The 20,544-nt window shown below is 62.3% G+C and carries 21 protein-coding genes; 8 read left to right on the top strand and 13 right to left on the bottom strand.

What is annotated here, in order from left to right; all coding sequences use genetic code 11:
* Positions 1-142: 142 nt before the first annotated feature.
* The 6 genes from hemA to BFP96_RS04805 all read left to right on the top strand — a co-directional run bounded on the left by hemA (position 143) and on the right by BFP96_RS04805 (position 5,496).
* Complete coding sequence (gene hemA, locus BFP96_RS04830; RefSeq protein WP_065888037.1) at positions 143-1,432, top strand: glutamyl-tRNA reductase; 1,290 nt, start codon at positions 143-145, stop codon at positions 1,430-1,432.
* Positions 1,429-2,511: a peptide chain release factor 1 gene (gene prfA / locus BFP96_RS04825; RefSeq protein ID WP_065891721.1), complete on the top strand. Its 1,083-nt coding sequence runs from the start codon at positions 1,429-1,431 to the stop codon at positions 2,509-2,511. The genes hemA and prfA overlap by 4 nt, the downstream gene beginning before the upstream one ends.
* Entirely contained in the window at positions 2,512-3,342 is an 831-nt protein-coding gene (gene prmC, locus BFP96_RS04820; RefSeq protein ID WP_065935735.1) for a peptide chain release factor N(5)-glutamine methyltransferase, read from the top strand.
* Positions 3,336-4,091: a molybdopterin-synthase adenylyltransferase MoeB gene (locus BFP96_RS04815; protein ID WP_065896520.1), complete on the top strand. Its 756-nt coding sequence runs from the start codon at positions 3,336-3,338 to the stop codon at positions 4,089-4,091. Before prmC ends, BFP96_RS04815 begins: the two co-directional genes overlap by 7 nt.
* A complete protein-coding gene (murI, locus tag BFP96_RS04810; RefSeq protein ID WP_065935734.1) occupies positions 4,084-4,878 on the top strand; it encodes a glutamate racemase in 795 nt (264 codons plus the stop codon). The genes BFP96_RS04815 and murI overlap by 8 nt, the downstream gene beginning before the upstream one ends.
* A 99-nt stretch (positions 4,879-4,977) precedes the next feature.
* Entirely contained in the window at positions 4,978-5,496 is a 519-nt protein-coding gene (locus BFP96_RS04805) for an acyloxyacyl hydrolase (protein ID WP_065891717.1), read from the top strand.
* Positions 5,497-5,649: 153 nt separating this feature from the next.
* On the opposite strand, the gene BFP96_RS04800 is transcribed toward BFP96_RS04805, so the two are convergent.
* From BFP96_RS04800 to BFP96_RS04745, 12 genes are all read right to left on the bottom strand, one after another.
* Positions 5,650-5,955 carry a YkgJ family cysteine cluster protein gene (locus tag BFP96_RS04800; protein ID WP_065891716.1) on the bottom strand — a complete coding sequence of 102 codons (306 nt, stop codon included), beginning with the start codon at positions 5,953-5,955 and terminating at the stop codon, positions 5,650-5,652.
* A gap of 54 nt (positions 5,956-6,009) precedes the next feature.
* The gene (locus BFP96_RS04795) at positions 6,010-6,519 is read right to left on the bottom strand and encodes a DUF2878 domain-containing protein (protein WP_065891715.1); all 510 of its coding nucleotides are present in this window, start codon (positions 6,517-6,519) and stop codon (positions 6,010-6,012) included.
* The gene (locus tag BFP96_RS04790; RefSeq protein WP_065935733.1) at positions 6,512-7,783 is read right to left on the bottom strand and encodes an SAM-dependent methyltransferase; all 1,272 of its coding nucleotides are present in this window, start codon (positions 7,781-7,783) and stop codon (positions 6,512-6,514) included. Before BFP96_RS04790 ends, BFP96_RS04795 begins: the two co-directional genes overlap by 8 nt.
* Entirely contained in the window at positions 7,770-8,579 is an 810-nt protein-coding gene (locus BFP96_RS04785; RefSeq protein WP_065896516.1) for a DUF1365 domain-containing protein, read from the bottom strand. Before BFP96_RS04785 ends, BFP96_RS04790 begins: the two co-directional genes overlap by 14 nt.
* Positions 8,576-9,823 (bottom strand): NAD(P)/FAD-dependent oxidoreductase, encoded by a 1,248-nt coding sequence (locus BFP96_RS04780; protein ID WP_065935732.1) that lies wholly within the window; start codon positions 9,821-9,823, stop codon positions 8,576-8,578. Before BFP96_RS04780 ends, BFP96_RS04785 begins: the two co-directional genes overlap by 4 nt.
* Positions 9,820-10,602 carry an SDR family NAD(P)-dependent oxidoreductase gene (locus BFP96_RS04775; protein WP_065935731.1) on the bottom strand — a complete coding sequence of 261 codons (783 nt, stop codon included), beginning with the start codon at positions 10,600-10,602 and terminating at the stop codon, positions 9,820-9,822. The genes BFP96_RS04780 and BFP96_RS04775 overlap by 4 nt, the downstream gene beginning before the upstream one ends.
* On the bottom strand, positions 10,599-11,021 hold the full coding sequence (locus BFP96_RS04770; RefSeq protein ID WP_065935730.1) for a nuclear transport factor 2 family protein: 423 nt from the start codon (positions 11,019-11,021) through the stop codon (positions 10,599-10,601). The genes BFP96_RS04775 and BFP96_RS04770 overlap by 4 nt, the downstream gene beginning before the upstream one ends.
* On the bottom strand, positions 11,014-12,456 hold the full coding sequence (gene phrB / locus BFP96_RS04765; RefSeq protein ID WP_065935729.1) for a deoxyribodipyrimidine photo-lyase: 1,443 nt from the start codon (positions 12,454-12,456) through the stop codon (positions 11,014-11,016). Before phrB ends, BFP96_RS04770 begins: the two co-directional genes overlap by 8 nt.
* Positions 12,457-13,386, bottom strand: a complete 930-nt coding sequence (locus BFP96_RS04760; protein WP_065891708.1) for a MerR family transcriptional regulator — start codon at positions 13,384-13,386, stop codon at positions 12,457-12,459.
* Positions 13,387-13,389: 3 nt separating this feature from the next.
* On the bottom strand, positions 13,390-14,349 hold the full coding sequence (locus BFP96_RS04755; RefSeq protein WP_065891707.1) for a YbgA family protein: 960 nt from the start codon (positions 14,347-14,349) through the stop codon (positions 13,390-13,392).
* A 114-nt stretch (positions 14,350-14,463) separates the two neighbouring features.
* Entirely contained in the window at positions 14,464-14,679 is a 216-nt protein-coding gene (locus BFP96_RS04750; RefSeq protein ID WP_065891706.1) for a TIGR02450 family Trp-rich protein, read from the bottom strand.
* A complete protein-coding gene (locus tag BFP96_RS04745; protein WP_065891705.1) occupies positions 14,676-15,662 on the bottom strand; it encodes an NAD(P)/FAD-dependent oxidoreductase in 987 nt (328 codons plus the stop codon). Before BFP96_RS04745 ends, BFP96_RS04750 begins: the two co-directional genes overlap by 4 nt.
* Before the next feature lie 212 nt (positions 15,663-15,874).
* Between BFP96_RS04745 and BFP96_RS04740 the strand changes: the two genes are divergently transcribed.
* Together BFP96_RS04740 and hemH are read left to right on the top strand one after the other, a co-directional pair.
* Positions 15,875-16,774, top strand: coding sequence for a TIGR01777 family oxidoreductase (locus BFP96_RS04740; RefSeq protein ID WP_065891704.1), 900 nt, complete (start codon positions 15,875-15,877; stop codon positions 16,772-16,774).
* A gap of 14 nt (positions 16,775-16,788) precedes the next feature.
* Complete coding sequence (hemH, locus tag BFP96_RS04735; RefSeq protein WP_065891703.1) at positions 16,789-17,814, top strand: ferrochelatase; 1,026 nt, start codon at positions 16,789-16,791, stop codon at positions 17,812-17,814.
* 532 nt (positions 17,815-18,346) lie between these two features.
* On the opposite strand, the gene BFP96_RS04730 is transcribed toward hemH, so the two are convergent.
* Positions 18,347-20,443 (bottom strand): TonB-dependent siderophore receptor, encoded by a 2,097-nt coding sequence (locus tag BFP96_RS04730; protein WP_065935728.1) that lies wholly within the window; start codon positions 20,441-20,443, stop codon positions 18,347-18,349.
* Between the last annotated feature and the right edge of the window lie 101 nt (positions 20,444-20,544).

Below are 20,544 nucleotides of genomic sequence, written 5' to 3'. Positions count from 1 at the left end.
GTTGACGATTTTCGCGAGCAAGCTCGCTCCTACAAAGTGGCATTGATAGGCATAAGGTATAGGGACAATAGACGACGGTGGTTGTTCTGGATCTTTCGAAGTAGGACAATTGTCGGCTTCCCGACATCATCAGCGATATTGAATGGCCTTCCTCGCACTCGGTATTAACCACAAGACTGCCTCAGTAGACGTGCGCGAGCGCGTGGCGTTTACGCCGGAGCAGTTGGTTGAGGCCTTGCAGCAGCTCTGCCGGCTCACCGACAGTCGCGAAGCTGCGATCCTTTCGACCTGCAATCGCAGCGAGCTTTATATAGAGCAGGAGCATCTCTCGGCGGATGTCGTGCTGCGCTGGCTGGCCGATTATCACCATTTGGACCTCGACGACCTGCGCGCCAGCGCTTATGTGCATGAAGAGGATGCGGCCGTTCGTCACATGATGCGCGTGGCGGCCGGTCTCGACTCACTGGTGTTGGGTGAGCCGCAGATTCTGGGCCAGATGAAGTCAGCCTATGCCGTGGCCCGCGAGGCCGGCACCGTCGGCCCGCTGCTGGGGCGTCTGTTCCAGGCCACCTTCAATTCCGCCAAGCAAGTGCGCACCGACACGGCCATCGGCGAGAACCCGGTGTCCGTGGCGTTTGCCGCCGTCAGCCTGGCCAAGCAGATTTTCAGCGACTTGCAGCGCAGCCAGGCGCTGCTGATCGGTGCCGGCGAAACCATTACCCTGGTCGCCCGCCACCTGCATGAGCTGGGCGTGAAGCGTATTGTGGTGGCCAACCGCACGCTTGAGCGCGCGAGCATCCTCGCCGAGCAGTTCGGCGCCCATGCCGTGTTGCTGTCGGACATCCCGGCCGAACTGGTGCGCAGCGACATCGTCATCAGTTCCACCGCCAGTCAGTTGCCGATCCTGGGCAAAGGCGCGGTCGAGAGCGCGTTGAAGCTGCGCAAGCACAAGCCGATCTTTATGGTGGATATTGCCGTTCCCCGGGATATCGAGCCTGAAGTCGGCGAGTTGGACGACGTTTACCTCTATAGCGTCGATGATTTGCACGAAGTGGTCGCCGAAAACCTCAAGAGTCGCCAGGGTGCTGCCCAGGCCGCCGAGGAAATGGTCAGCATCGGCGCTGATGATTTCATGGTGCGCCTGCGCGAGCTGGCGGCGGTGGATGTGCTCAAGGCGTATCGTCAGCAGGGCGAACGCCTGCGCGATGAGGAACTGATCAAGGCCCAGCGGCTGTTGGCCAATGGCAGCAGCGCCGAGGAGGTGCTGATGCAGCTGGCCCGTGGCCTGACCAACAAGCTGCTCCACGCGCCCAGCGTACAGTTGAAAAAGCTTACCGCCGAAGGCCGCCTCGATGCGCTGGCCATGGCCCAGGAACTCTTTGCCCTCGGTGAGGGCGCGTCAGATAGCTCTTCGGATAAAAAACCGCAATGAAAGCGTCACTGCTCAATAAACTGGATGTGCTCCAGGACCGTTTCGAAGAACTGACCGCCTTGCTCGGCGATGGCGAGGTCATCTCCGATCAAAGCAAATTCCGCGCCTATTCCAAGGAATACGCCGAAGTTGAACCGGTCGTGACCACCTACAAAGACCTGCTGAAGGTGCAGGCCGACCTCGAGGGCGCCCAGGCGCTGCTCAAGGACAACGACCCGGACATGCGCGAAATGGCCGTGGAAGAAGTGCGCGAGGCCAAGGAAAAACTCGCCGAACTGGAAGGCGACCTGCAACGGATGTTGCTGCCCAAAGACCCTAACGATGGACGCAACGTGTACCTCGAAATCCGCGCCGGCACCGGCGGCGACGAGGCGGCGATTTTCTCCGGCGACCTGTTTCGCATGTACTCGCGTTACGCCGAGCGTCGCGGCTGGCGTGTGGAAATCCTGTCCGAGAACGAAGGTGAGCACGGCGGCTATAAAGAAGTCATCGCGCGGGTTGAAGGCGATAACGTCTACGGCAAGCTCAAGTTCGAGTCCGGCGCGCACCGTGTGCAGCGCGTCCCGGCAACGGAGTCCCAAGGCCGCATCCACACGTCGGCCTGTACTGTGGCGGTGTTGCCCGAGCCGGACGAGCAGGAAGCGATCGAGATCAACCCGGCGGACTTGCGCGTCGACACCTACCGCTCGTCGGGCGCGGGCGGCCAGCACGTCAACAAGACCGACTCGGCGATTCGGATCACCCACTTGCCGTCGGGCATCGTGGTGGAGTGCCAGGAGGAACGTTCCCAGCACAAGAACCGTGCGCGGGCGATGTCCTGGCTGTCGGCCAAGTTGAATGACCAGCAGACCAGCGCCGCCGCCAACGCGATTGCCAGCGAGCGCAAGCTGCTGGTGGGCTCGGGCGATCGCTCCGAACGCATCCGCACCTACAACTTTGCCCAGGGTCGGGTCACCGACCATCGGGTCAACCTCACCCTGTATTCCCTGGATGAAATCCTGGCCGGTGGCGTGGATGCGGTGATCGAGCCGCTGCTCGCCGAATACCAGGCCGATCAATTGGCGGCGATAGGTGAATAAATGACCATCATTGCCAGCCTGTTGCGCGCCGCCGACCTGCCCGACTCGCCCTCCGCGCGCCTGGATGCCGAGCTGTTGCTGGCCGCTGCCCTGGGCAAGTCCCGCAGCTATTTGCACACCTGGCCGGAAAAGATCGTCAGCAGCGAGCACGCCCTGACGTTTGCCGACTATCTGCAACGCCGTCGCGGCGGTGAGCCGGTGGCCTATATCCTCGGCCAGCAAGGCTTCTGGAAGCTGGACCTGGAGGTCGCGCCCCACACGCTGATCCCGCGTCCGGACACCGAGCTGCTGGTGGAAACCGCCCTGGAATTATTGCCGGCCCTGCCCGCCAAGGTCCTGGACTTGGGCACCGGCAGCGGTGCCATCGCCCTGGCCCTGGCCAGTGAGCGTGCAATGTGGCAGGTCACGGCGGTCGACCGCGTGCTGGAGGCCGTGGCCCTGGCCGAGCGCAACCGCCAGCGGCTGCACCTCAATAATGCGGTGGTGCTCAACAGCCATTGGTTCGATGCGCTGCAAGGCCATACCTATGACCTGATCATCAGCAACCCGCCGTATATCGCCGCCAACGACCCGCACCTGGCCGCAGGCGACGTGCGCTTCGAGCCGGCCAGCGCGCTGGTGGCCGGCCATGATGGGCTGGACGACCTGCGCCTGATCATCCAGCAGGCCCCGTCCCACTTGAATGCCGGCGGCCGTCTGTTGCTGGAGCATGGCTACGACCAGGCCGCTGCCGTGCGTGACCTGTTGCTCAGTGAAGGCTTTGAACAGGTGCACAGCCGTATCGACCTCGGCGGCCATGAACGCATCACCCTGGGACGCCGCCCGTGCTGAGCGACCACGAGCTGTTGCGCTACAGTCGGCAGATTCTGTTGCAGCAGGTCGACATCGACGGCCAGTTGCGCCTGAAAAACAGCCGCGCGTTGATCGTCGGCCTGGGAGGGCTGGGTGCGCCGGTCGCGCTGTACCTGGCCGCCGCCGGGGTCGGCGAGCTGCATCTGGCGGATTTCGACACGGTCGACCTGACCAACCTGCAACGCCAGATCATCCATGACACCGACAGCGTCGGGCAGACCAAGGTCGATTCGGCTCTGCGTCGGCTGAGCGCCATCAACCCCGAAGTCACACTGGTCGCCCATCGCGCCGCGCTGGATGCCGACTCATTGACCGCGGCCGTTGCAGCGGTGGATGTGGTACTCGATTGCAGCGACAATTTTTCCACCCGCGAAGCGGTCAACGCTGCCTGTGTTATTGCCGGCAAACCGTTGGTCAGTGGCGCGGCGATTCGCCTTGAAGGGCAGTTGTCGGTCTTCGACCCACGGCGCCCCGAAAGCCCCTGCTACCACTGCTTGTACGGGCACGGCAGCGACACCGAACTGACCTGCAGCGAAGCCGGCGTCGTCGGCCCGCTGGTGGGGCTGGTCGGCAGCCTGCAAGCGTTGGAAGCCTTGAAGCTGCTGGCCGGCTTTGGTGAGCCGCTGGTAGGGCGCTTGTTGCTGATCGATGCGCTGACCACGCGGTTTCGTGAGTTGCGTGTCAAACGCGACCCGGCTTGCAGCGTGTGCGGGACGCACCATGCTTAAGGACGCGCCCGTCGGTGTGTTCGATTCCGGGGTCGGCGGCCTGTCGGTACTGGACGAAATCCAACAGTTATTGCCCCATGAGTCACTGTTGTACGTGGCCGATTGCGGGCATATCCCCTATGGCGAGAAAACCCCGGCCTTCATCCGCGAGCGTTCGCGGCGGGTCGCCGAGTTTTTTCGCGGGCACGGCGCCAAGGCGTTCGTGATTGCCTGTAACACTGCGACGGTTGCCGCCGTTGCCGATTTGCGCCAGGACTACCCCGATTGGCCGTTGGTCGGCATGGAGCCTGCGGTAAAACCGGCGGCTGCCGCGACGCGCAGTGGCGTGGTCGGCGTGCTGGCCACCACCGGCACCCTGCAAAGCGCCAAGTTCGCCGCCTTGCTCGACCGCTTCGCCACTGACGTGCGGGTGATTACCCAACCCTGTCCGGGCCTGGTGGAGCTGATTGAAACCGGCGACCTGAACAGCCCGGCCCTGCGCCAGTTACTGCAGGGCTACGTCGAACCGCTGCTCAGCGCCGGTTGCGACACCATCATCCTCGGCTGCACCCACTATCCCTTCCTCAAGCCACTGCTGGCGCAGATGCTGCCCGCAAGCATCATCCTGATCGACACCGGCGCCGCCGTCGCGCGCCAGCTCAAGCGTCTACTGGGTGAGCGGGACTTGCTGGCCGGCTGTGCACCTCGCCCTGCGCAGTTCTGGACCAGCGGTGATGTCAGTCACCTCAGAAATATCCTACCGACACTTTGGAAATATCCTGGAGTTGTGCGAAGCTTCGCCTCGTGAAAATTTCGTGAAATCTCGCTGAACTTCTGGCTCTACGCTGGCTTCTATTGCGAGATGGCCTGTAAATAATCAATAACTTCGTTCGCAAAGGTAGTTTCTATGAAGCGCTTGTTCTGTATGGCTGCTATTGCGGCTGTGATGGTGGGACACTCTATTACCACCCAGGCCGCCGGCCTGGAGTTCGGCCTGGGCAGCACCAGCGATTCAACGCTGACGTACCGTCTGGGCCTGACCTCCGATTGGGACAAAAGCTGGATGCAGAGCAATGTCGGTCGCCTGACAGGCTACTGGAGCGGCGCTTATACGTATTGGGAAGGTGATGACCGCGCAGGCGCCAGCAGCCTGTCGTTCTCGCCGGTGTTTGTGTATGAGTTTGCCGGGGAATCGGTCAAACCTTACATCGAGGCCGGGATCGGGGTGGCGTTGTTCTCGCGCACCCAACTGGAAGACAACAACATCGGCCAGTCCTTCCAGTTCGAAGACCGCCTGGGTTTCGGCCTGCGGTTTGCCGGCGGGCATGAAGTGGGCATTCGTGCCACGCACTATTCCAACGCCGGTATCAGCAGCAATAACGATGGGGTAGAGAGCTACGCGCTGCACTACACCATGCCGTTGTAAAAGCACACTGCAAAACCAATGTGGGAGGGGGCTGGCCCCCGATGGCGTTGTGTCAGTCACCTATAATTTGACTGACCTGCCGCTATCGGGGGCAAGCCCCCTCCCACATTTGGATCTGGAGCTGGCCAGCCAGCTACTGTACTCATTTGAGTATCAGCGATACACCGTGGCAATGCCTGCACGCTCTTCAAGGCACTCCGGTGCCCCCATCTCGAATTCCCTGCATATCAACGGCCGAAGCTCATAGATCGTGCACATCATCGTGTCCCGGTCCAACGCCGCACACCAGCCATCATCCAGGCGCAGCATCACTTCGCCGCCCCAGTCATCGGTGTCGATATAGCGCGGCGGCACGCCGGTGTCGGTGATCAGCATCACTTCCAGCTGGCAGCAGCAGGCTGCGCACGTCGAGCAGGTGACGGCGGGTTCAGTGATTTGGGTGTGAGGGATGTTGGTCATAGGCCGGCAGCTTCAAGCTTTAAGCGGCAAGCTGCAAGCAGAAGCCGACCGGCTTCATCTTTTAAGCGTTGTTGGAAGTTCGCCGCTTGTGGCTGCGGCTGCCAGCAGCGGGAAAACCACGGCCCAGAGTACCGCCAGCCCGGCCATTGTCGGCCCCAGGCCATAGCCGAACTGCACGCCGGCCAGTTGGCTGCCGGCGTAATACGACAGCGGTCCGCCCACTGCGCCCAACAGCGCGGCGCGCCACCAGGGGCGGGCGCTCCAGGCCAGGCAATGGCGCAAGGTGGTGCCCAGCAAGGCCCACAGCAACATCAGCCAGAAGGGAATCAGCGGCCCCGGCTCGCTGAAGTGGAAAACCCCGAGGGTGCGCAACAGCGTGTCGAGCAACGTGCCGGCGAGTGTCACGCCGATGATCAGCGCGCCTTCATCGGTCAATGAGCTGATCCACAGCAGATGGATGAGCAGTACCGCCAACCCTGCCAGCAACCACGGGCTGTCGCCGCCGAGCACACAGGCAAACCAGCCGCATTGAAACAGCGCGGCGTTGGCCAGGGATTTAAGCATTAAAGCGCCCGAGCAACGGCGGGTTGATGGCTGCGGGCTTGGCCAGCAGCAACTGCGCGGTGCCGATCGTACGCTCCATGAAGCCGCCTTCGCAGTAGCACAGGTAGAACTCCCACAAACGCAGGAAGTACTCGTCATAGCCAAGCTCCGCCAGGCGCCCATGGGCGCGGCGAAAGTTGTCATGCCACAGGCGCAGGGTGCGCGCGTAGTGCAGCCCGAAATCCTCCATGTGCAGCAGGTTCATGTCGGTGTCGCGGCAGACGATCTGCAGCATGTTCTGCACGCTGGGCAGGGCGCCGCCGGGAAAGATGTAGCGCTGGATAAAGTCGACGCTGTTCCTGGCCTGCTCATAACGTTGTTCGCGGATGGTGATGGCTTGCAGCAGCATCAGGCCGTCGGGCTTGAGCAAGTGCGCGCACTGTTTGAAATACGTGGGCAGGAAGCGATGGCCCACCGCTTCGATCATTTCGATGGACACCAGCTTGTCGTACTTACCGGTCAGGTCACGGTAGTCCTGCAGCAACAATGTCACCTGCTCTTGCAGGCCCGCCGCTTCGATGCGCTGCGCGGTGTAGGCGAACTGTTCCCTGGACAGGGTCGTGGTGGTGACCTTGCAACCGTAATGCTGCGCCGCATACAGCGCCATGCTGCCCCACCCGGTGCCGATTTCCAGCAGATGGTCGGTAGGCTTGAGCGACAGTTTCTGGCAGATGCGTTCCAGCTTGTTCAGTTGCGCCTGTTCCAGGGTGTCGTCGGCGCTGAGAAATTGCGCCGCCGAATACATCATGGTCGGGTCGAGAAACTCCTGGAACAGGTCGTTGCCCAGGTCGTAATGGGCTTCGATGTTCTTTCGCGAGCCCTTGCGTGTGTTGCGGTTGAGCCAGTGCAGGCCCTGGGTGAACGGCCGCGCCAGGCGAGCCAGGCCGCCCTCCATGGCATCGAGCACCTCCAGGTTGCTGACCATCACACGCACCACGGCGGTCAGGTCCGGGCTGCTCCAGTAGCCGTGGATAAACGCTTCGCCGGCGCCGATCGAACCGTTGGCGGCCACCAGGCCCCACACCGCCGAGTCGAGGATCTGGATTTCCCCCAGCAGGTGCGCCTCCCGTGCGCCGAACACGTGTCGCTCGCCGTCCTCGACGATCACCAATTGGCCGTGGCGCAATTGGCCGAGTTGGCGCAACACGCCCTTGCGCAGCAGCGCAGCGGTCATGCCATTGACGTTCAGGCGATGGGTCTTGACCGATAAGCTAGGGGATTTCATGGCGGCGATCCTTGGTATACCCGACGGCGGTGCTGGAGGCGCCATCGGCGGCCCGGTGGGAAAAAATCGGTGTGCGTTTGAGCAACAGGCGCATGGCCTGCCAGTAAATCGCCAGGCAGGTCTTGGCGGTCATCCACGGAAAGCGCCATAGATAGCGATGCAGGCTGGCGCGGTTCAGGGCTTCTTTTTGCAGGCTCAAGGTGGCGTCGAAGACTTTATCCGCGCCCTGCCAATCGGCCATGTGCACGCCGAGCCTGGCGCCGGGCGGGCTGAAGCTCATGCGGTATTCCAGGTCGCGCGGCAGGAACGGCGACACATGGAACGCCTTGGCCACGGCGAAGTGCTGGTGTTCATCGGCGCCCAGCGCCTGGGCCGGCAATACGTAGTGATAACGCTCGCGCCACGGGGTGTTGGTGACTTCGCACAGGATCGCCGCCAGTTGCCCGTCGGCTTCGAAGCAATAGAAGAAGCTCACCGGATTGAACGCCAGGCCCCAGCTGCGGGCCTGGGTCAGCAGGCAGATAGCACCCTGTGGCGTGCGTCCCAGGGCCTTGCCGACTTCATGGCGCACCGCATCGCTCAAGGACATGCCGTGGCGAGTGAACGCGCGCAGGTAGTCCTGCTGGCGAAAGCCGAAGGGCGCCAGGCGGCTGCTGCCTGCCAGGGGCGAGAGCCCGAGCACGGCGTCCTGTTCGCTGAGGTCCAGGTACAGCAGGCCGATGCGGTAGCGAAAGGCATGGGCCTTGGGCGCAAACCGGCGATGGGCGATCCAGCCGCTGTACAGGGCGCTGTTCACAGGGTTTCCCCAAACGCCTGGGCCACGCGCAGGGCGCTGACCACGCCGTCCTCATGGAAACCATTGGCCCAATAGGCGCCGCAGTAGAACGTGTTGCGCGCGCCGTGCAATTCTTCCCAGCGCGCCTGTGCGGCCACTGCCGCCAGGCTGTATTGCGGATGGGCGTAGGTGTAGCGCGCCAGGATCTTCAGCGGGTTGATCACCGATGTCTGGTTGAGGCTCACGCAAAAGGTGGTGGCGCTGTTGATGCCTTGCAGGATGTTCATGTCATAGGTGACGGCGGCCTGCTGCTGTTGATTGCCGCCCAGCCGGTAATTCCAACTGGCCCAGGCCAGCTTGCGGTCGGGCAGCAGTCGTGTGTCGGTGTGCAGCACCACGTCGTTGTCGGCATAGGGCAGGGCGCCGAGGATCTGTCGTTCGGCCTCGCTCGGGTCGGCGAGCAATGCCAGGGCCTGGTCGCTGTGGCAGGCGAACACCACGCGGTCGAATGTCTCGCTGCCGAGCGGGCTGTGGATAACCACGCCGTCGTGGGTGCGTTGCACCTTATGCACAGGACAATTGAGGCGTACCTGTTCGCGAAAGCTGCGGGTCAAGGGCTCTATATAGCGGCTGGAGCCTCCTTCGATCACGCACCATTGCGGACGGTTGCTCACCGACAGCAGGCCGTGGTTCTTGAAGAAACGCACGAAGAACTGCAGCGGGAACTTGAGCATATCGGCCAGGGACATCGACCAGATCGCCGCGCCCATCGGCACGATGTAGTGGCGGATAAACCGCGGGCCGTAGCCGCCGGCTTCGAGATACTCGCCAAGGGTCATGTCGGCGTTGATGCGCTGCTCTTGCAGATCCAGCGGCGCCTGGCGGTTGAAGCGCAGAATATCGCGCAGCATGCCCCAGAACCCCGGCGACAAAATATTGCGGCGCTGGGCAAACAGGCTGTTGAGGTTATTGCCGTTGTATTCGAATCCGGTACTTTCATCGCACACCGAAAAACTCATTTCGGTGGGTTTGAACGTGACCCCGATCTGCCCCAGCAGGCGGATAAAGTTCGGGTAGGTCCAGTCGTTGAACACGATGAAACCGGTGTCCACCGCATAGCTTTTGCCGTCGACCGTCACGTTGGCGGTATGGGTATGCCCGCCAAGGCAGTCACCGGCTTCGAACAGCGTGATGTCGTGACGACGGCTGAGCAGGTAGGCGCTGGTCAGCCCGGCGATGCCGCTGCCGATAATGGCGATCTTCACAGGTCGTCCTTGTGCGGCGGTGGGCTGCGCAACATGCGTTTGCCGATGATCAGCTGTGCGCGGTTAGGCAGCTTCGACAACGGCCACAGGGTAGCGATGAACAAGGCCGGAAAGGCGATCTCCAGGGGGCGCTTTTCCAGCTTGGCGAAGATATGCCTGGCGGCCTTGTCGGCGGGCCAGCTCAGGGGCATGGGGAAATCATTGCGTTCGGTCAGTGGCGTGTCGACAAACCCCGGACTGATCACCGTAACGTCGATATTCTCCGGCGACAGGCCGATGCGCAGGGACTCGAACAAATAGCGCAGCCCCGCCTTGGAGGCGCCATAGGCTTCAGCGCGGGGCATGGGCAGGTAGGTCACGGCGCTGGCCACGCCCACCAGGTGCGGCGTACGCCCGGCACGCAACAACGGCAGTGCCGCTTCGATGCAATAACTGCTGGCCAGCAGGTTGGTGCGCACCACGTGTTCGATGATCGACGCATCGAACTGCCGGGCGTCGACATATTCACAGGTGCCGGCGTTGAGAATCACCGTATCCAGCGAGCCCCAGACTTCGCTGATCCGTTTACCGATTTCGCGTACGGTCTGGCTGTTGGTCAAGTCGCCGGCCACCACCAGCACTTGCCCCGGATAACGCTGGGCGAGCGCCTCCAGCGGGCCCTTGGTGCGCGAGCTGAGCGCCACATGGGCGCCGCTGTTGAGCAACTCCACGGCGAGCGCGGCACCGATGCCACTGCTGGCGCCGGTCAACCAATAACGACGGGGCGGTGTCAGGCTCATCCCATTCTCCTTTTCAGCCAACTGATGACGCCGCCGAGGACCGGCAGGTGTTCATAAAGCAGAGCGCCGGCATCGAAATAATCGCGGTGTCGGTAAACCTTGTCGCGCCACATCAGGTGGGAACAACCTTGCACACTGATCAGCTCGCCGCCGTCCAGGCGCGGGTGACGAAAGTTCATGGTCCAGCGCAGGTAGCCTTCGCCTTCGGCCGTTTGGTCGAAGCCGTGGAAATCAAAGTCCAACTGGTTGACGTTGCTGTACAGCTGCGCGAAGTAGCGATGCAGCTCGGGCAGGCCGTGGACTTCATGCAGCGGGTCGGCAAACACGATGTCGTCGCTGTACAGGCTGTCGAGCAGGTGCAGGTTGTGCTTGTTCAGCGTGGCAAAGGTGTGGCCGAAATGGCGCAGGAAGTCACTCATGCTCGGCTATCTCCTGACGCGAAGGCAGGCTGCGAAAGGCGGCGAGGGCGCGCTCGCGGGATTTCTTCAGGTCGACGATGGCGCGCGGGTAGTCGGCCACACCGAACAGCCCGCCGGCCGCTTCGGGGTTGTGCACTTCTTTTTTATTCAGCGCGGCCAGTTCCGGCAGCCAGTGCTTGATGAACAACCCTTCGCTGTCGAATTTTTCCGACTGGCTCAGCGGGCTGAAAATCCGGAAATACGGAGCCGAGTCGGTACCCGTCGAGGAACTCCACTGCCAGCCGCCATTGTTGGCCGCCAGGTCGCCGTCGATCAGGTTTCGCATGAAGAAGCGCTCGCCTTCGCGCCAGTCGATCAGCAGGTTCTTGGTCAGGAACATCGCCACCACCATGCGCAGGCGGTTGTGCATCCAGCCGGTTTCCAGCAGTTGGCGCATGGCCGCATCGATGATCGGCAAGCCGGTGCGCGCCTGTTGCCAGGCGGCCAGGTCCTCGGGGGCGTCGCGCCAGGCCACCGCCTCGGTTTCGGGGCGGAACGCACGGTGACGGGAGACGCGCGGGTAGCCCACGAGGATGTGTTTGTAGAATTCGCGCCACAGCAGTTCGTTGATCCACGTGATCGTGCCGATGTCGCCGCTTTCGAACTCGCCCTGATTGGACTGCAGCGCGGCGTGCAGACACTGGCGCGGCGACACGACCCCGGCGGCAAGGTAGGCGGACAACTGGCTGGTGCCGGGCTTGGCGGGAAAGTCGCGCTCGTCCTTGTAGTAACTGATCTGCTCATCGGCGAAGGCGTCGAGGCGCCGGCGTGCTTCGTTTTCACCGGCCGGCCAGAGGGCGCGCAAGCTTTCACTGGGGGGCGCGAAACCTTCAACGCGGGTGGGGATGGCATCGCTTTGCAGGTCCAGCACGGCCTGGGCCTTGGGGCTTGCCACCAAAGGCGGCAAGGCGCTGTGCAGACGGGTGTAGCAGACCTTGCGGAACTGGCTGAACACTTGAAAGTAGGTGCCGGACTTGGTCAACACACTGCCCGGCTGGAAGAACAGCTGGTCGAGGTAGCTGTGGAAGGTCACGCCGTCTGCTTCCAGGGCCCGGGCCACGGCGCTGTCGCGACGGCTCTCGTGGATACCGTATTCCTCGTTGACGTGCACCGACTCGACCTTGAGCTCCCGGCATAGCTGGCTCAATACGCCTGGCGCCTGCTCCCAGGTGTCGGCGTGGCGGATCAGCAGCGGGATGTTCACGTCTGCGAGCGCTTGCTCTAACGCTTGCAGGTTGCGCAGCCAGAAATCCACCTTGCACGGCGCATCATCGTGGGCCAGCCATTGTTGCGGGGTGATCAGGTAAATGGCCGCGACCGGGCCTCGCTGGCTGGCGGCAGTCAGGGCGGTGTTGTCGTGAAGGCGCAGGTCGGTGCGCAGCCAGATCAAGTGCATTTAGACGATTCCACGCTGGATCAATATCTGGTGGGCCGCCAACGGGTCTTCGGCGACGAACAACTCGGGGATGTCACGGGTTAGTACGGCCAACTCGGCGTGGTGGATGCAGACCGCCGGTCCGGCAATCAATATCGGGCAACCAATGCCCGCCAGCAGTTTCGTGAGTGCCGCGACCTGCAGCGCCTTGCTGGAATACAGCAATACGGCGCGCGGTTGCAGGTGTTCCACCGCCAGCGCCAATTCGCCGGGGGGCAGCGGCCAATCGAACACCTCTACCGGGCAGTCGGCGCTGCTGGCCAGCCAGGCGCTGAGCCACAGGTGCGGCTCCAGGAGCAAGTCGGAGTGGTTGACCAGCAGCAGCGGGGCGCCGTGGAGTTGCCGGTTGTTGTGGTAAATGCGCGCGCCGAACTTGCTGCGCAACCAGGACAGGAAAAATACCCGCTCCATCTGTGCGCCGAACTGACCCTGCCACTTCTGTTCGAGTTCGCTGAGCAGTGGCAGCATCAATTGCTCGCACAAGGTGCGTGGCGGATAGAGCGCCATGGCTTGGTTGAAGGCATCGTCGACCCGACGTTCGGCCAGCTCAGCGATGGCCGTCAGTAAGGTTTGGCGCAAGGTGTGCCATTCGTTTTCCATCGGTTCGGGGGAGGCTTGGGCGGAGTCGATCAAGCCTTTTACCTGGCTGACCGGCACGCCGCGATTGAGCCAGGTGAGGATGGCATGGATGCGTTGCACGTGGTCGGCGCTGAACAAGCGATGCCCCTTGGGCGTGCGCTGGGGCACGATCAGGCCGTAACGGCGCTCCCATGCGCGCAGGGTCACGGCATTGACGCCGGTCTGGCGCGCCACCTCGCGGATCGGCAGCCAGCCATTTTGCAGGGCTTGGGCGATGTCTTCGCCGGGTTCGTCTTGCAGGGCAACTGTCATGGTCTAGATCGCATTGCGCAGGCTGAGGTTTTCCGGGTGCGGTTGCAGGTAGGCCTGCTGCGCAATGTAGCGGTCCGGGTGTTGACGAAAGTGATGCTTGAGCAGCGTGAGCGGCACCACCAGCGGCACGATGCCTTGGCGGTACTGGCTGATGACGGTTTGCATTTCCTGTTTGTCATCGGCGCTGATCGCCTGCTTGAGGTAGCCGCTGATGTGTTGCAGCACATTGGTGTGGGTGCCACGGGTAGCGCACTTGGTCAGGCCGGTCATCAGTTCGCTGAAGTAGCAACTGGCCAATTCGTCCAGGTGGGTGTCCTTGGTCATGCTGCCCAGCAGGTGGCCGAGGCTTTTGTAATGCGCCGGGCTGTGGGCCATCAACAAGTATTTGTAGCGCGAATGGAAGGCCAGCAGGCGGTGACGCGTCAGGCCTTCGGCGAGCAATTGTTGCCAGCTGGCGTAGACGAATACGCGGGTGAGGAAGTTTTCACGCAATACCGGATCATTCAGGCGACCGTCCTCTTCCACCGGCAGGTTGGGGTGGCGCGCGCAGAACGCCTGGGCGTAGATACCGCGCCCGCCGCCATCCACCGGTGCGCCGTTCTCACGGTACACCTTGACCCGCTCCAGGCCACAGGAGGGCGACTTCTGCATAAAGATGTAGCCGCACAGGTCGGTGTGCTCGGCCGCCATCTGCTGGCCGTATTCATCCAGCGGCTGGGTCACGTTGAGTTCGCGGTGCACGGTGCCGACCGCCTGGGGGTTGGCCGGGTCGCCGACCAGGCGAATGGTTTCACGGGGAATGCCCAGGCCGATGGCGACTTCGGGGCACAGCGGCACGTAGTCGAAGTAGTCGGCCAGGGTCTGGGTGCACAGGAGGGATTGCTTATGCCCGCCGTTGAAACGCACGTTTTCGCCCAGCAGGCAGGCGCTGATGCCGATTTTGGGTTTCACGGAATGGGGCATGGGTAAACCTCTGCGAAATTCCTGTACAGTTTTTTATCCCTGTACAACTAAATCTCATCATAGATTTGATCTTGTACAAGTCAATAATTTTGTATAGGTATTTTTCGCCCGGATTTACGTCCAGCCCATTTTCCAGCGTTCAGGGTTCTGCAGGGCCTGCCATGGGAGGCGTTCGCTGCGCCGGGTCATCACCGCTTGCAGTTCGATTTCCAGCACGGTGCCTTCCTCGTCACGGAACAGCTCGGTGACGAGGAAGTGTTTTTCCTTGTTTTTCGGGGCGGTCGCGGTCCATTTCGACAGCAGCAGTTTGGCCGGATTCAAGCGGTTCATTGCAGGTGCTCGATCAACCGTCGCGCCGCCTCCTGGCCGCTGAGCCAGGCGCCTTCGACGCGCCCGGACAGGCACCAGTCGCCGCAGACGAACAGGCCCAGGTCGGCATCGGCCAGCACCCCGAACTCATGACTGCTGGACGGCCTGGCGTAGAGCCAGCGGTGGGCCAGGCTGAATGACGGCGCGGGCATGGCGCAGTGCAGCAATTCGGCGAAGGCGCCGTGCAGGTGTTCGATCACGGCTTCCCTGGGCAGGTCCAGGTGCGCCTTGCTCCAGGTGCTGGTGGCATGCAGCACCCAGGTGTCGAGGCTGACGTCACGCCCGGGTTTGCTGCGGTTGCGCGCCAGCCAGTCGAGGGCGCTGTCTTGCACGAAGCAGCCTTCCATCGGCGTATCCAGAGGCGTGTCGAAGGCCAGGGCGATGGCCCAGGTCGGCTCCATTTTCACCCCGGCCACGGCGCTCGCCAGCTTCGGTGCGGCGGCCAGCAGGGTGGTGGCCTGGGGCGCCGGCGTGGCGATGATCACATGGCTGAACGGGCCGTGACTGCCGCCATCGGCATCGAGCAGGTTCCAGTGCTGGGTACCCTGGAATACTTCGGTAATTCGGCAACCGAACTCCACCGGCAGGTCATCGAGCAGGGCGCGGGTAATGGCGCTCATGCGCGGGGTACCGACCCAGCGGATCTGTTCATCGGGGGAGGGCGTCAGCTGGCCGGCCTTGAAATTGTACAGTTGGGGTTTCCACTGTTCGGCCCAGCCATGGCTTTGCCAGCGCTGCACCTCGTTGACGAAGCGCCGGTCGCGGGCGGTGAAATATTGAGCGCCCATGTCCAGCGCGCCGGCGTCGCTGCGCTTGCTGGACATACGGCCGCCGCTGCCGCGGCTTTTATCGAAGAGGTGTACAACGTGCCCCGCGTCTCGTAACGCTCGGGCGGCGGAGAGACCGGCAATGCCGGCACCTATGATCGCGATGGGGACAGTCATGGGAGGCCTCGTTTACCTTTGGGTACAGACTACGCCGACACCAATAGCTGTACAATATTGTTTTTTGGTATAAGTTTTGGCGTGCCTGATTGTGTGGCGTGACCTATGGTTAAGCCAACAGGCTAAACGATCGTCACGCTCGAATATCAAATCGATCCCTGCTTATAAAATAGACCAGTGAGCGGCCGCGAACGTTACATGAGGAGAGTCCCATGCATATTTTGCTGACCGGCGGTACCGGCTTGATCGGCCGTCAACTGTGCCGGCACTGGCTTGCCCAGGGCCATCGCTTGACCGTGTTGAGTCGTACCCCTGAATCCGTGGCGCGTATTTGCGGCGCGCAGGTGCTGGGCGTTGGGCGCCTGCAGGACGTGATCGGCGCGGTGGACGCGGTGGTCAACCTGGCCGGTGCGCCGATTGCCGACCGTCCCTGGACTCACAAGCGCAAGGCATTGCTGTGGAGCAGTCGCATCAGCCTGACCGAAAGTCTGCTGGCGTGGCTGGAACGCCTGGAGCAGAAACCGGCGGTGCTGATCTCGGGTTCCGCCGTGGGCTGGTATGGCGACGGCGGCGAGCGCGAACTGACTGAAGACAGCGGCCCGGTGCAGGATGATTTTCCCAGTCAGTTGTGTATCGCCTGGGAAGAAACCGCCGCGCGTGCCGAGGCCTTGGGCATTCGCGTGGTGCTGGTGCGTACCGGCCTGGTGCTGGCGGCCGAGGGCGGCTTTTTGTCGCGCCTGTTGCTGCCGTTCAAACTGGCGCTGGGCGGGCCGATCGGCAATGGCCGCCAGTGGATGCCATGGGTGCATATCCGCGATCAAATCGCCCTGATTGATTTTCTTCTGCACAAGGCTGACGCCCGTGGTCCTTATAATGCCTGCGCGCCACACCCGGTGCGCAACCGCGAGTTTGCCAAGACGCTGGGCCAGGTGCTGCACCGTCCCGCGTTCATGCCGATGCCGGCCTTTGCGCTGAAGGTTGGATTGGGCGAGTTGTCGGGTTTACTGCTTGGCGGGCAAAAGGCACTGCCTGAGCGGCTGCTGGCCGCAGGTTTCACTTTCCAGTTCACTGAATTGCGTGCGGCCCTGGACGACTTGTCCAGCCGCCTCTAAAGATAGGATGTTGCATGACCGATCACGCGTTGTTACTGGTCAACCTGGGCTCGCCAAAGTCCACTTCGGTGGCCGATGTGCGCAGCTACCTCAATCAGTTCCTGATGGACCCTTATGTCATCGACCTGCCGTGGCCGGTGCGTCGCTTGCTGGTGTCGCTGATCCTGATCAAACGCCCCGAGCAGTCGGCGCATGCCTATGCGTCCATCTGGTGGGACGAAGGCTCGCCGCTGGTGGTCCTCAGCCGTCGCCTGCAGCAGCAGATGACCGCGCAATGGACCCAGGGCCCGGTAGAACTGGCGATGCGTTATGGCGAGCCATCCCTTGAAACGGTGCTGACGCGCCTGGCCGCCCAGGGCATTCAGAAAGTGACGTTGGCGCCGCTGTACCCGCAGTTTGCCGACAGCACCGTGACCACGGTGATAGAAGAAGCCAGGCGCGTGGTGCGTGACAAGAAACTGAAGGTGCAATTCTCCATCCTGCAGCCGTTCTACGACCAGCCTGAGTACCTCGATGCCCTGGCCGCCAGTGTACGGCCGCATGTGGAACAGGCTTACGATCACCTGCTGTTGAGTTTCCACGGCTTGCCCGAGCGTCACCTGACCAAACTCGACCCGACCGGCCAGCATTGTTTCAAGGATGCCGATTGCTGCAAAAATGCCTCGCCTGAGGTGCTTGCCACCTGTTATCGCGCGCAATGCTTCAGCGTTGCCCGCGATGTGGCCGAGCGGTTGGGGCTGCCGGATGGCAAGTGGTCGGTGGCGTTCCAGTCGCGCCTGGGCCGCGCCAAGTGGATCGAACCCTACACCGAGGCGTGTCTTGAGGCATTGGCGCAGCAAGGCGTGAAAAAACTGCTGGTGATGTGCCCCGCGTTTGTCGCCGATTGCATCGAGACCCTGGAAGAAATCGGTGATCGCGGGCTGGAACAGTTCCGTGAGGCGGGAGGCGAGGAGTTGATATTGGTGCCGTGCTTGAACGATGACCCGCAGTGGGCGGCGGCGCTCAATACCCTCTGCGAAAGAGCGCCGGTTACGCTGTAATCACGCCTTGCGGTGATCCAATTGTGGGAGGGGCGGTGCGACGATTCGACTTGCCCCCGATGGCGGCCTCTGGGCCGACCAGGATGTTGGATCTGATCGAGTACATATCCGTTTCTGCGGTAACGGCCACTTAGGGTTCCGCCCTGACGGCGGCTCACTTTTGAAAAGCGCAAAAGTAAGCAAAACGCTCTTGCCCCACCACTCGGCACCTCGCTTAGGCTCGGTGTGCCCGAACGCAGGCTTGAATCCGTGGGCCGCCGCAATGGGCCATCCATGGCCCAGTGCGGCTAACCCGGCGTCCTGCCGGGTTACCCACGGATTCAAGCCTGCGTTCGGCCAGCGTGGTTTAACGGGGCGCCTGAGATCAAAAGCAAAAGCGCGGTGGCCTTAGAGCCGACCGGTATCATTTGCCGGTCCGCGATCCAAATGTGGGAGGGGGCTTGCCCCCGATGAGGGAGAGTCAGTAAGTACATCAGTGACTGACACATCGCCATCGGGGGCAAGCCCCCTCCCACATTTAGTCTCATGTCTGTCAGAGGTTAAGGCTCAGGCTGACGGTGAAGTTGCGCGGCTCGCCGGGGTTGACCCAGTAGCTGCTGTAGGATCGCTCGTAGTACTTCTCGTTGAACAGGTTGTTGAGGTTCAGCCCCACGGTGACATTCTCCGTCGCTTTGTAATGCGCGAGCAGATCGACGGTGTGGTAAGCCGGCAGTTCAAAACCTGTTCCCGCCTCACCGGAGCGATCACCGACATAGGTAAACGCCGCCCCCAGGTCCGAACCGCGCAATGCGCCGTCCTGGAATTGGTACACCCCCAACAGACTGCCGCTGCGTTTGGCGACGCCGAGGATACGGCTGCCGGCAGGAATGGTTTTATCGCCCTTGGTCACTTCGGCGTCGATGTAGGCCAACGCGCCGATCACGCGGATGGCGTCGGTGACCTGCCCGGTCAGTTGCAGGTCCAGGCCCTGGCTGCGCGCCTTGCCCATGGCGCGGTTGGTGTTGGTCGCCGGGTCCAGGGTCAGCACGTTTTCCTTTTCGATATGGAAGGCGGCGAGGGTGGCGCTGAGGCGGTCGTCAAACAGCTCGCTCTTGACCCCGACTTCATACCCCACACCTTCTTCGGGCTTGAAGGTCTTGCCACCGGCATCCAGGCCGCTGTTGGGCTTGAATGAGGTGGAGGCGTTGGCGAATACCCCAACCTGCGGTGTGAGTTGATAGAGCAGGCCGGCGCGTTGGGTGAAGGCGTCGTGGGTTTGCCGGCTTTTGGCGTGGTTGCGGGTGAAGTCGTCGGTGCTCTGGTCGAAATGCTCGAAGCGCGCGCCCACCATGCCGCGCAGGCGGTCGGTGAAGACGATCTGGTCTTGCAGGTTCAGCGCATGGCTTTGGGTCTGCTCGAAGAAATCGGTACCGGTGCGCGTGCCATTGGGTTTTGGCTGGCCGTAGACCGGGTTGTGGAGATCAATGGGGTAGTTGCTGCCGCCGATAGCGGTCACCCGTTCCTTCTTGCGGTAGTCCTCGTACTCGGTGCCGACCAGCAGTTCATGCTGCCAGCTGCCAATATCGAACAGCCCGCGCAGTTCCAGTTGGGTGATGCTGTCGTGCCAGCCGGTAGAGCGCTCGCGGTAGCGGCGGTTGACGGTGTGACCGTCGGCGTTCAGCGCACGGCTTTCCGAAGCGTCGCCCCACAGGCTACCTTGCTTGTAATGACTGGCCAGGCGCAGCTTCCAGGCATCATTGAGGTGATGTTCCAGCGCGGCCTGGATGCGGTTGTTGTGGTTGCGGATATTGCCGTCGTCCGGCTCGCCAAGGAACGTGGAATGGGACATGCCGGTGTTGGCGACAATGCCGCGGTCGAAGGTGGAGGCGTGGCGCACGAATTCGCTTTCCACCAGCAGAGTGGTATCCGGGTCCAGTTCCCAACTGAAGGACGGTGCGACGAACACTCGCTTGGCGTCCACGTGATCGCGAAAACTGTGGTTGTCTTCAACCGCCAGGTTCACCCGCGACAGCACGCGACCCTCGCTGTCGAGCGGCGTATTCACGTCCAGCGCGGTGCGGTAGCGATCCCAACTGCCCGCGCTGGTTTGCAGCGTAGTGAAGGCTTCGGGTTGGGGTTTCTTGCTGACGATATTCACTGTGCCGCCTGGATCGCCACGTCCGTACAGGCTGGCGGCCGGCCCCTTGAGCACTTCGATGCGTTCGATGTTTGCCGCGTCCGGCGTGCTCGGGTAGCCGCGATTGGCACTGAAGCCGTCCTGGTAGAACTCGGAGGTGGTGAAGCCGCGCACGCTGTATTCGTAAAGGGTCAGGCCGCCAAAATTGTTCTGCTTGGAGACGCCGCCGGCAAATTCCAGGGCGCGTTCCACACTGGTGCTGCCCAGGTCCTTAAGTACCGTGGCAGGAATCACGCTGATCGATTGCGGGATATCGCGCAGGGCGGTGTCGGTCTTGGTGGCGCTGGCGGAGCGGGTCGCGCGGTAACCCTGCACCGGGCCGGTCGCCGACTCGTAGGCGTCGGTGGTGACGCTGATGGTGTCCAGTTCCAGGGTGTTTTCTTCGGCGTAGGCAGGGTCGAGCAGCAAACCCAGGGCCAGGCCGGCCAGGGGGGCAAATTTTCGAGACGGCATGATAGAGCGTTCCAATGTCGATATTGAAACAATATAACATGTCTAATGAGAAAGATTGCTATGTCATATCAATGCACCAGCGCCCGCGAACGGGCGCGGGT

Source organism: Pseudomonas sp. 34 E 7 (genome assembly GCF_900005715.1).
GTDB lineage: Bacteria > Pseudomonadota > Gammaproteobacteria > Pseudomonadales > Pseudomonadaceae > Aquipseudomonas > Aquipseudomonas orientalis_A.
The sequence above is the reverse complement of the archived record's forward strand: the minus strand, read 5'-3'. Positions and strand labels throughout refer to the sequence as shown.

Excerpts from the sequence above, each read along its gene's own strand:
- hemA (WP_065888037.1), top strand. The coding sequence starts at position 143 with ATGGCCTTCCTCGCACTCGGTATTAACCACAAGACTGCCTCAGTAGAC.
- prfA (WP_065891721.1), top strand. The coding sequence starts at position 1,429 with ATGAAAGCGTCACTGCTCAATAAACTGGATGTGCTCCAGGACCGTTTC.
- prmC (WP_065935735.1), top strand. The coding sequence starts at position 2,512 with ATGACCATCATTGCCAGCCTGTTGCGCGCCGCCGACCTGCCCGACTCG.
- murI (WP_065935734.1), top strand. The coding sequence starts at position 4,084 with ATGCTTAAGGACGCGCCCGTCGGTGTGTTCGATTCCGGGGTCGGCGGC.
- BFP96_RS04805 (WP_065891717.1), top strand. The coding sequence starts at position 4,978 with ATGAAGCGCTTGTTCTGTATGGCTGCTATTGCGGCTGTGATGGTGGGA.
- BFP96_RS04800 (WP_065891716.1), bottom strand. The coding sequence starts at position 5,955 with ATGACCAACATCCCTCACACCCAAATCACTGAACCCGCCGTCACCTGC.
- BFP96_RS04795 (WP_065891715.1), bottom strand. The coding sequence starts at position 6,519 with ATGCTTAAATCCCTGGCCAACGCCGCGCTGTTTCAATGCGGCTGGTTT.
- BFP96_RS04790 (WP_065935733.1), bottom strand. The coding sequence starts at position 7,783 with ATGAAATCCCCTAGCTTATCGGTCAAGACCCATCGCCTGAACGTCAAT.
- BFP96_RS04775 (WP_065935731.1), bottom strand. The coding sequence starts at position 10,602 with ATGAGCCTGACACCGCCCCGTCGTTATTGGTTGACCGGCGCCAGCAGT.
- BFP96_RS04770 (WP_065935730.1), bottom strand. The coding sequence starts at position 11,021 with ATGAGTGACTTCCTGCGCCATTTCGGCCACACCTTTGCCACGCTGAAC.
- phrB (WP_065935729.1), bottom strand. The coding sequence starts at position 12,456 with ATGCACTTGATCTGGCTGCGCACCGACCTGCGCCTTCACGACAACACC.
- BFP96_RS04760 (WP_065891708.1), bottom strand. The coding sequence starts at position 13,386 with ATGACAGTTGCCCTGCAAGACGAACCCGGCGAAGACATCGCCCAAGCC.
- BFP96_RS04755 (WP_065891707.1), bottom strand. The coding sequence starts at position 14,349 with ATGCCCCATTCCGTGAAACCCAAAATCGGCATCAGCGCCTGCCTGCTG.
- BFP96_RS04750 (WP_065891706.1), bottom strand. The coding sequence starts at position 14,679 with ATGAACCGCTTGAATCCGGCCAAACTGCTGCTGTCGAAATGGACCGCG.
- BFP96_RS04745 (WP_065891705.1), bottom strand. The coding sequence starts at position 15,662 with ATGACTGTCCCCATCGCGATCATAGGTGCCGGCATTGCCGGTCTCTCC.
- BFP96_RS04740 (WP_065891704.1), top strand. The coding sequence starts at position 15,875 with ATGCATATTTTGCTGACCGGCGGTACCGGCTTGATCGGCCGTCAACTG.
- hemH (WP_065891703.1), top strand. The coding sequence starts at position 16,789 with ATGACCGATCACGCGTTGTTACTGGTCAACCTGGGCTCGCCAAAGTCC.
- BFP96_RS04730 (WP_065935728.1), bottom strand. The coding sequence starts at position 20,443 with ATGCCGTCTCGAAAATTTGCCCCCCTGGCCGGCCTGGCCCTGGGTTTG.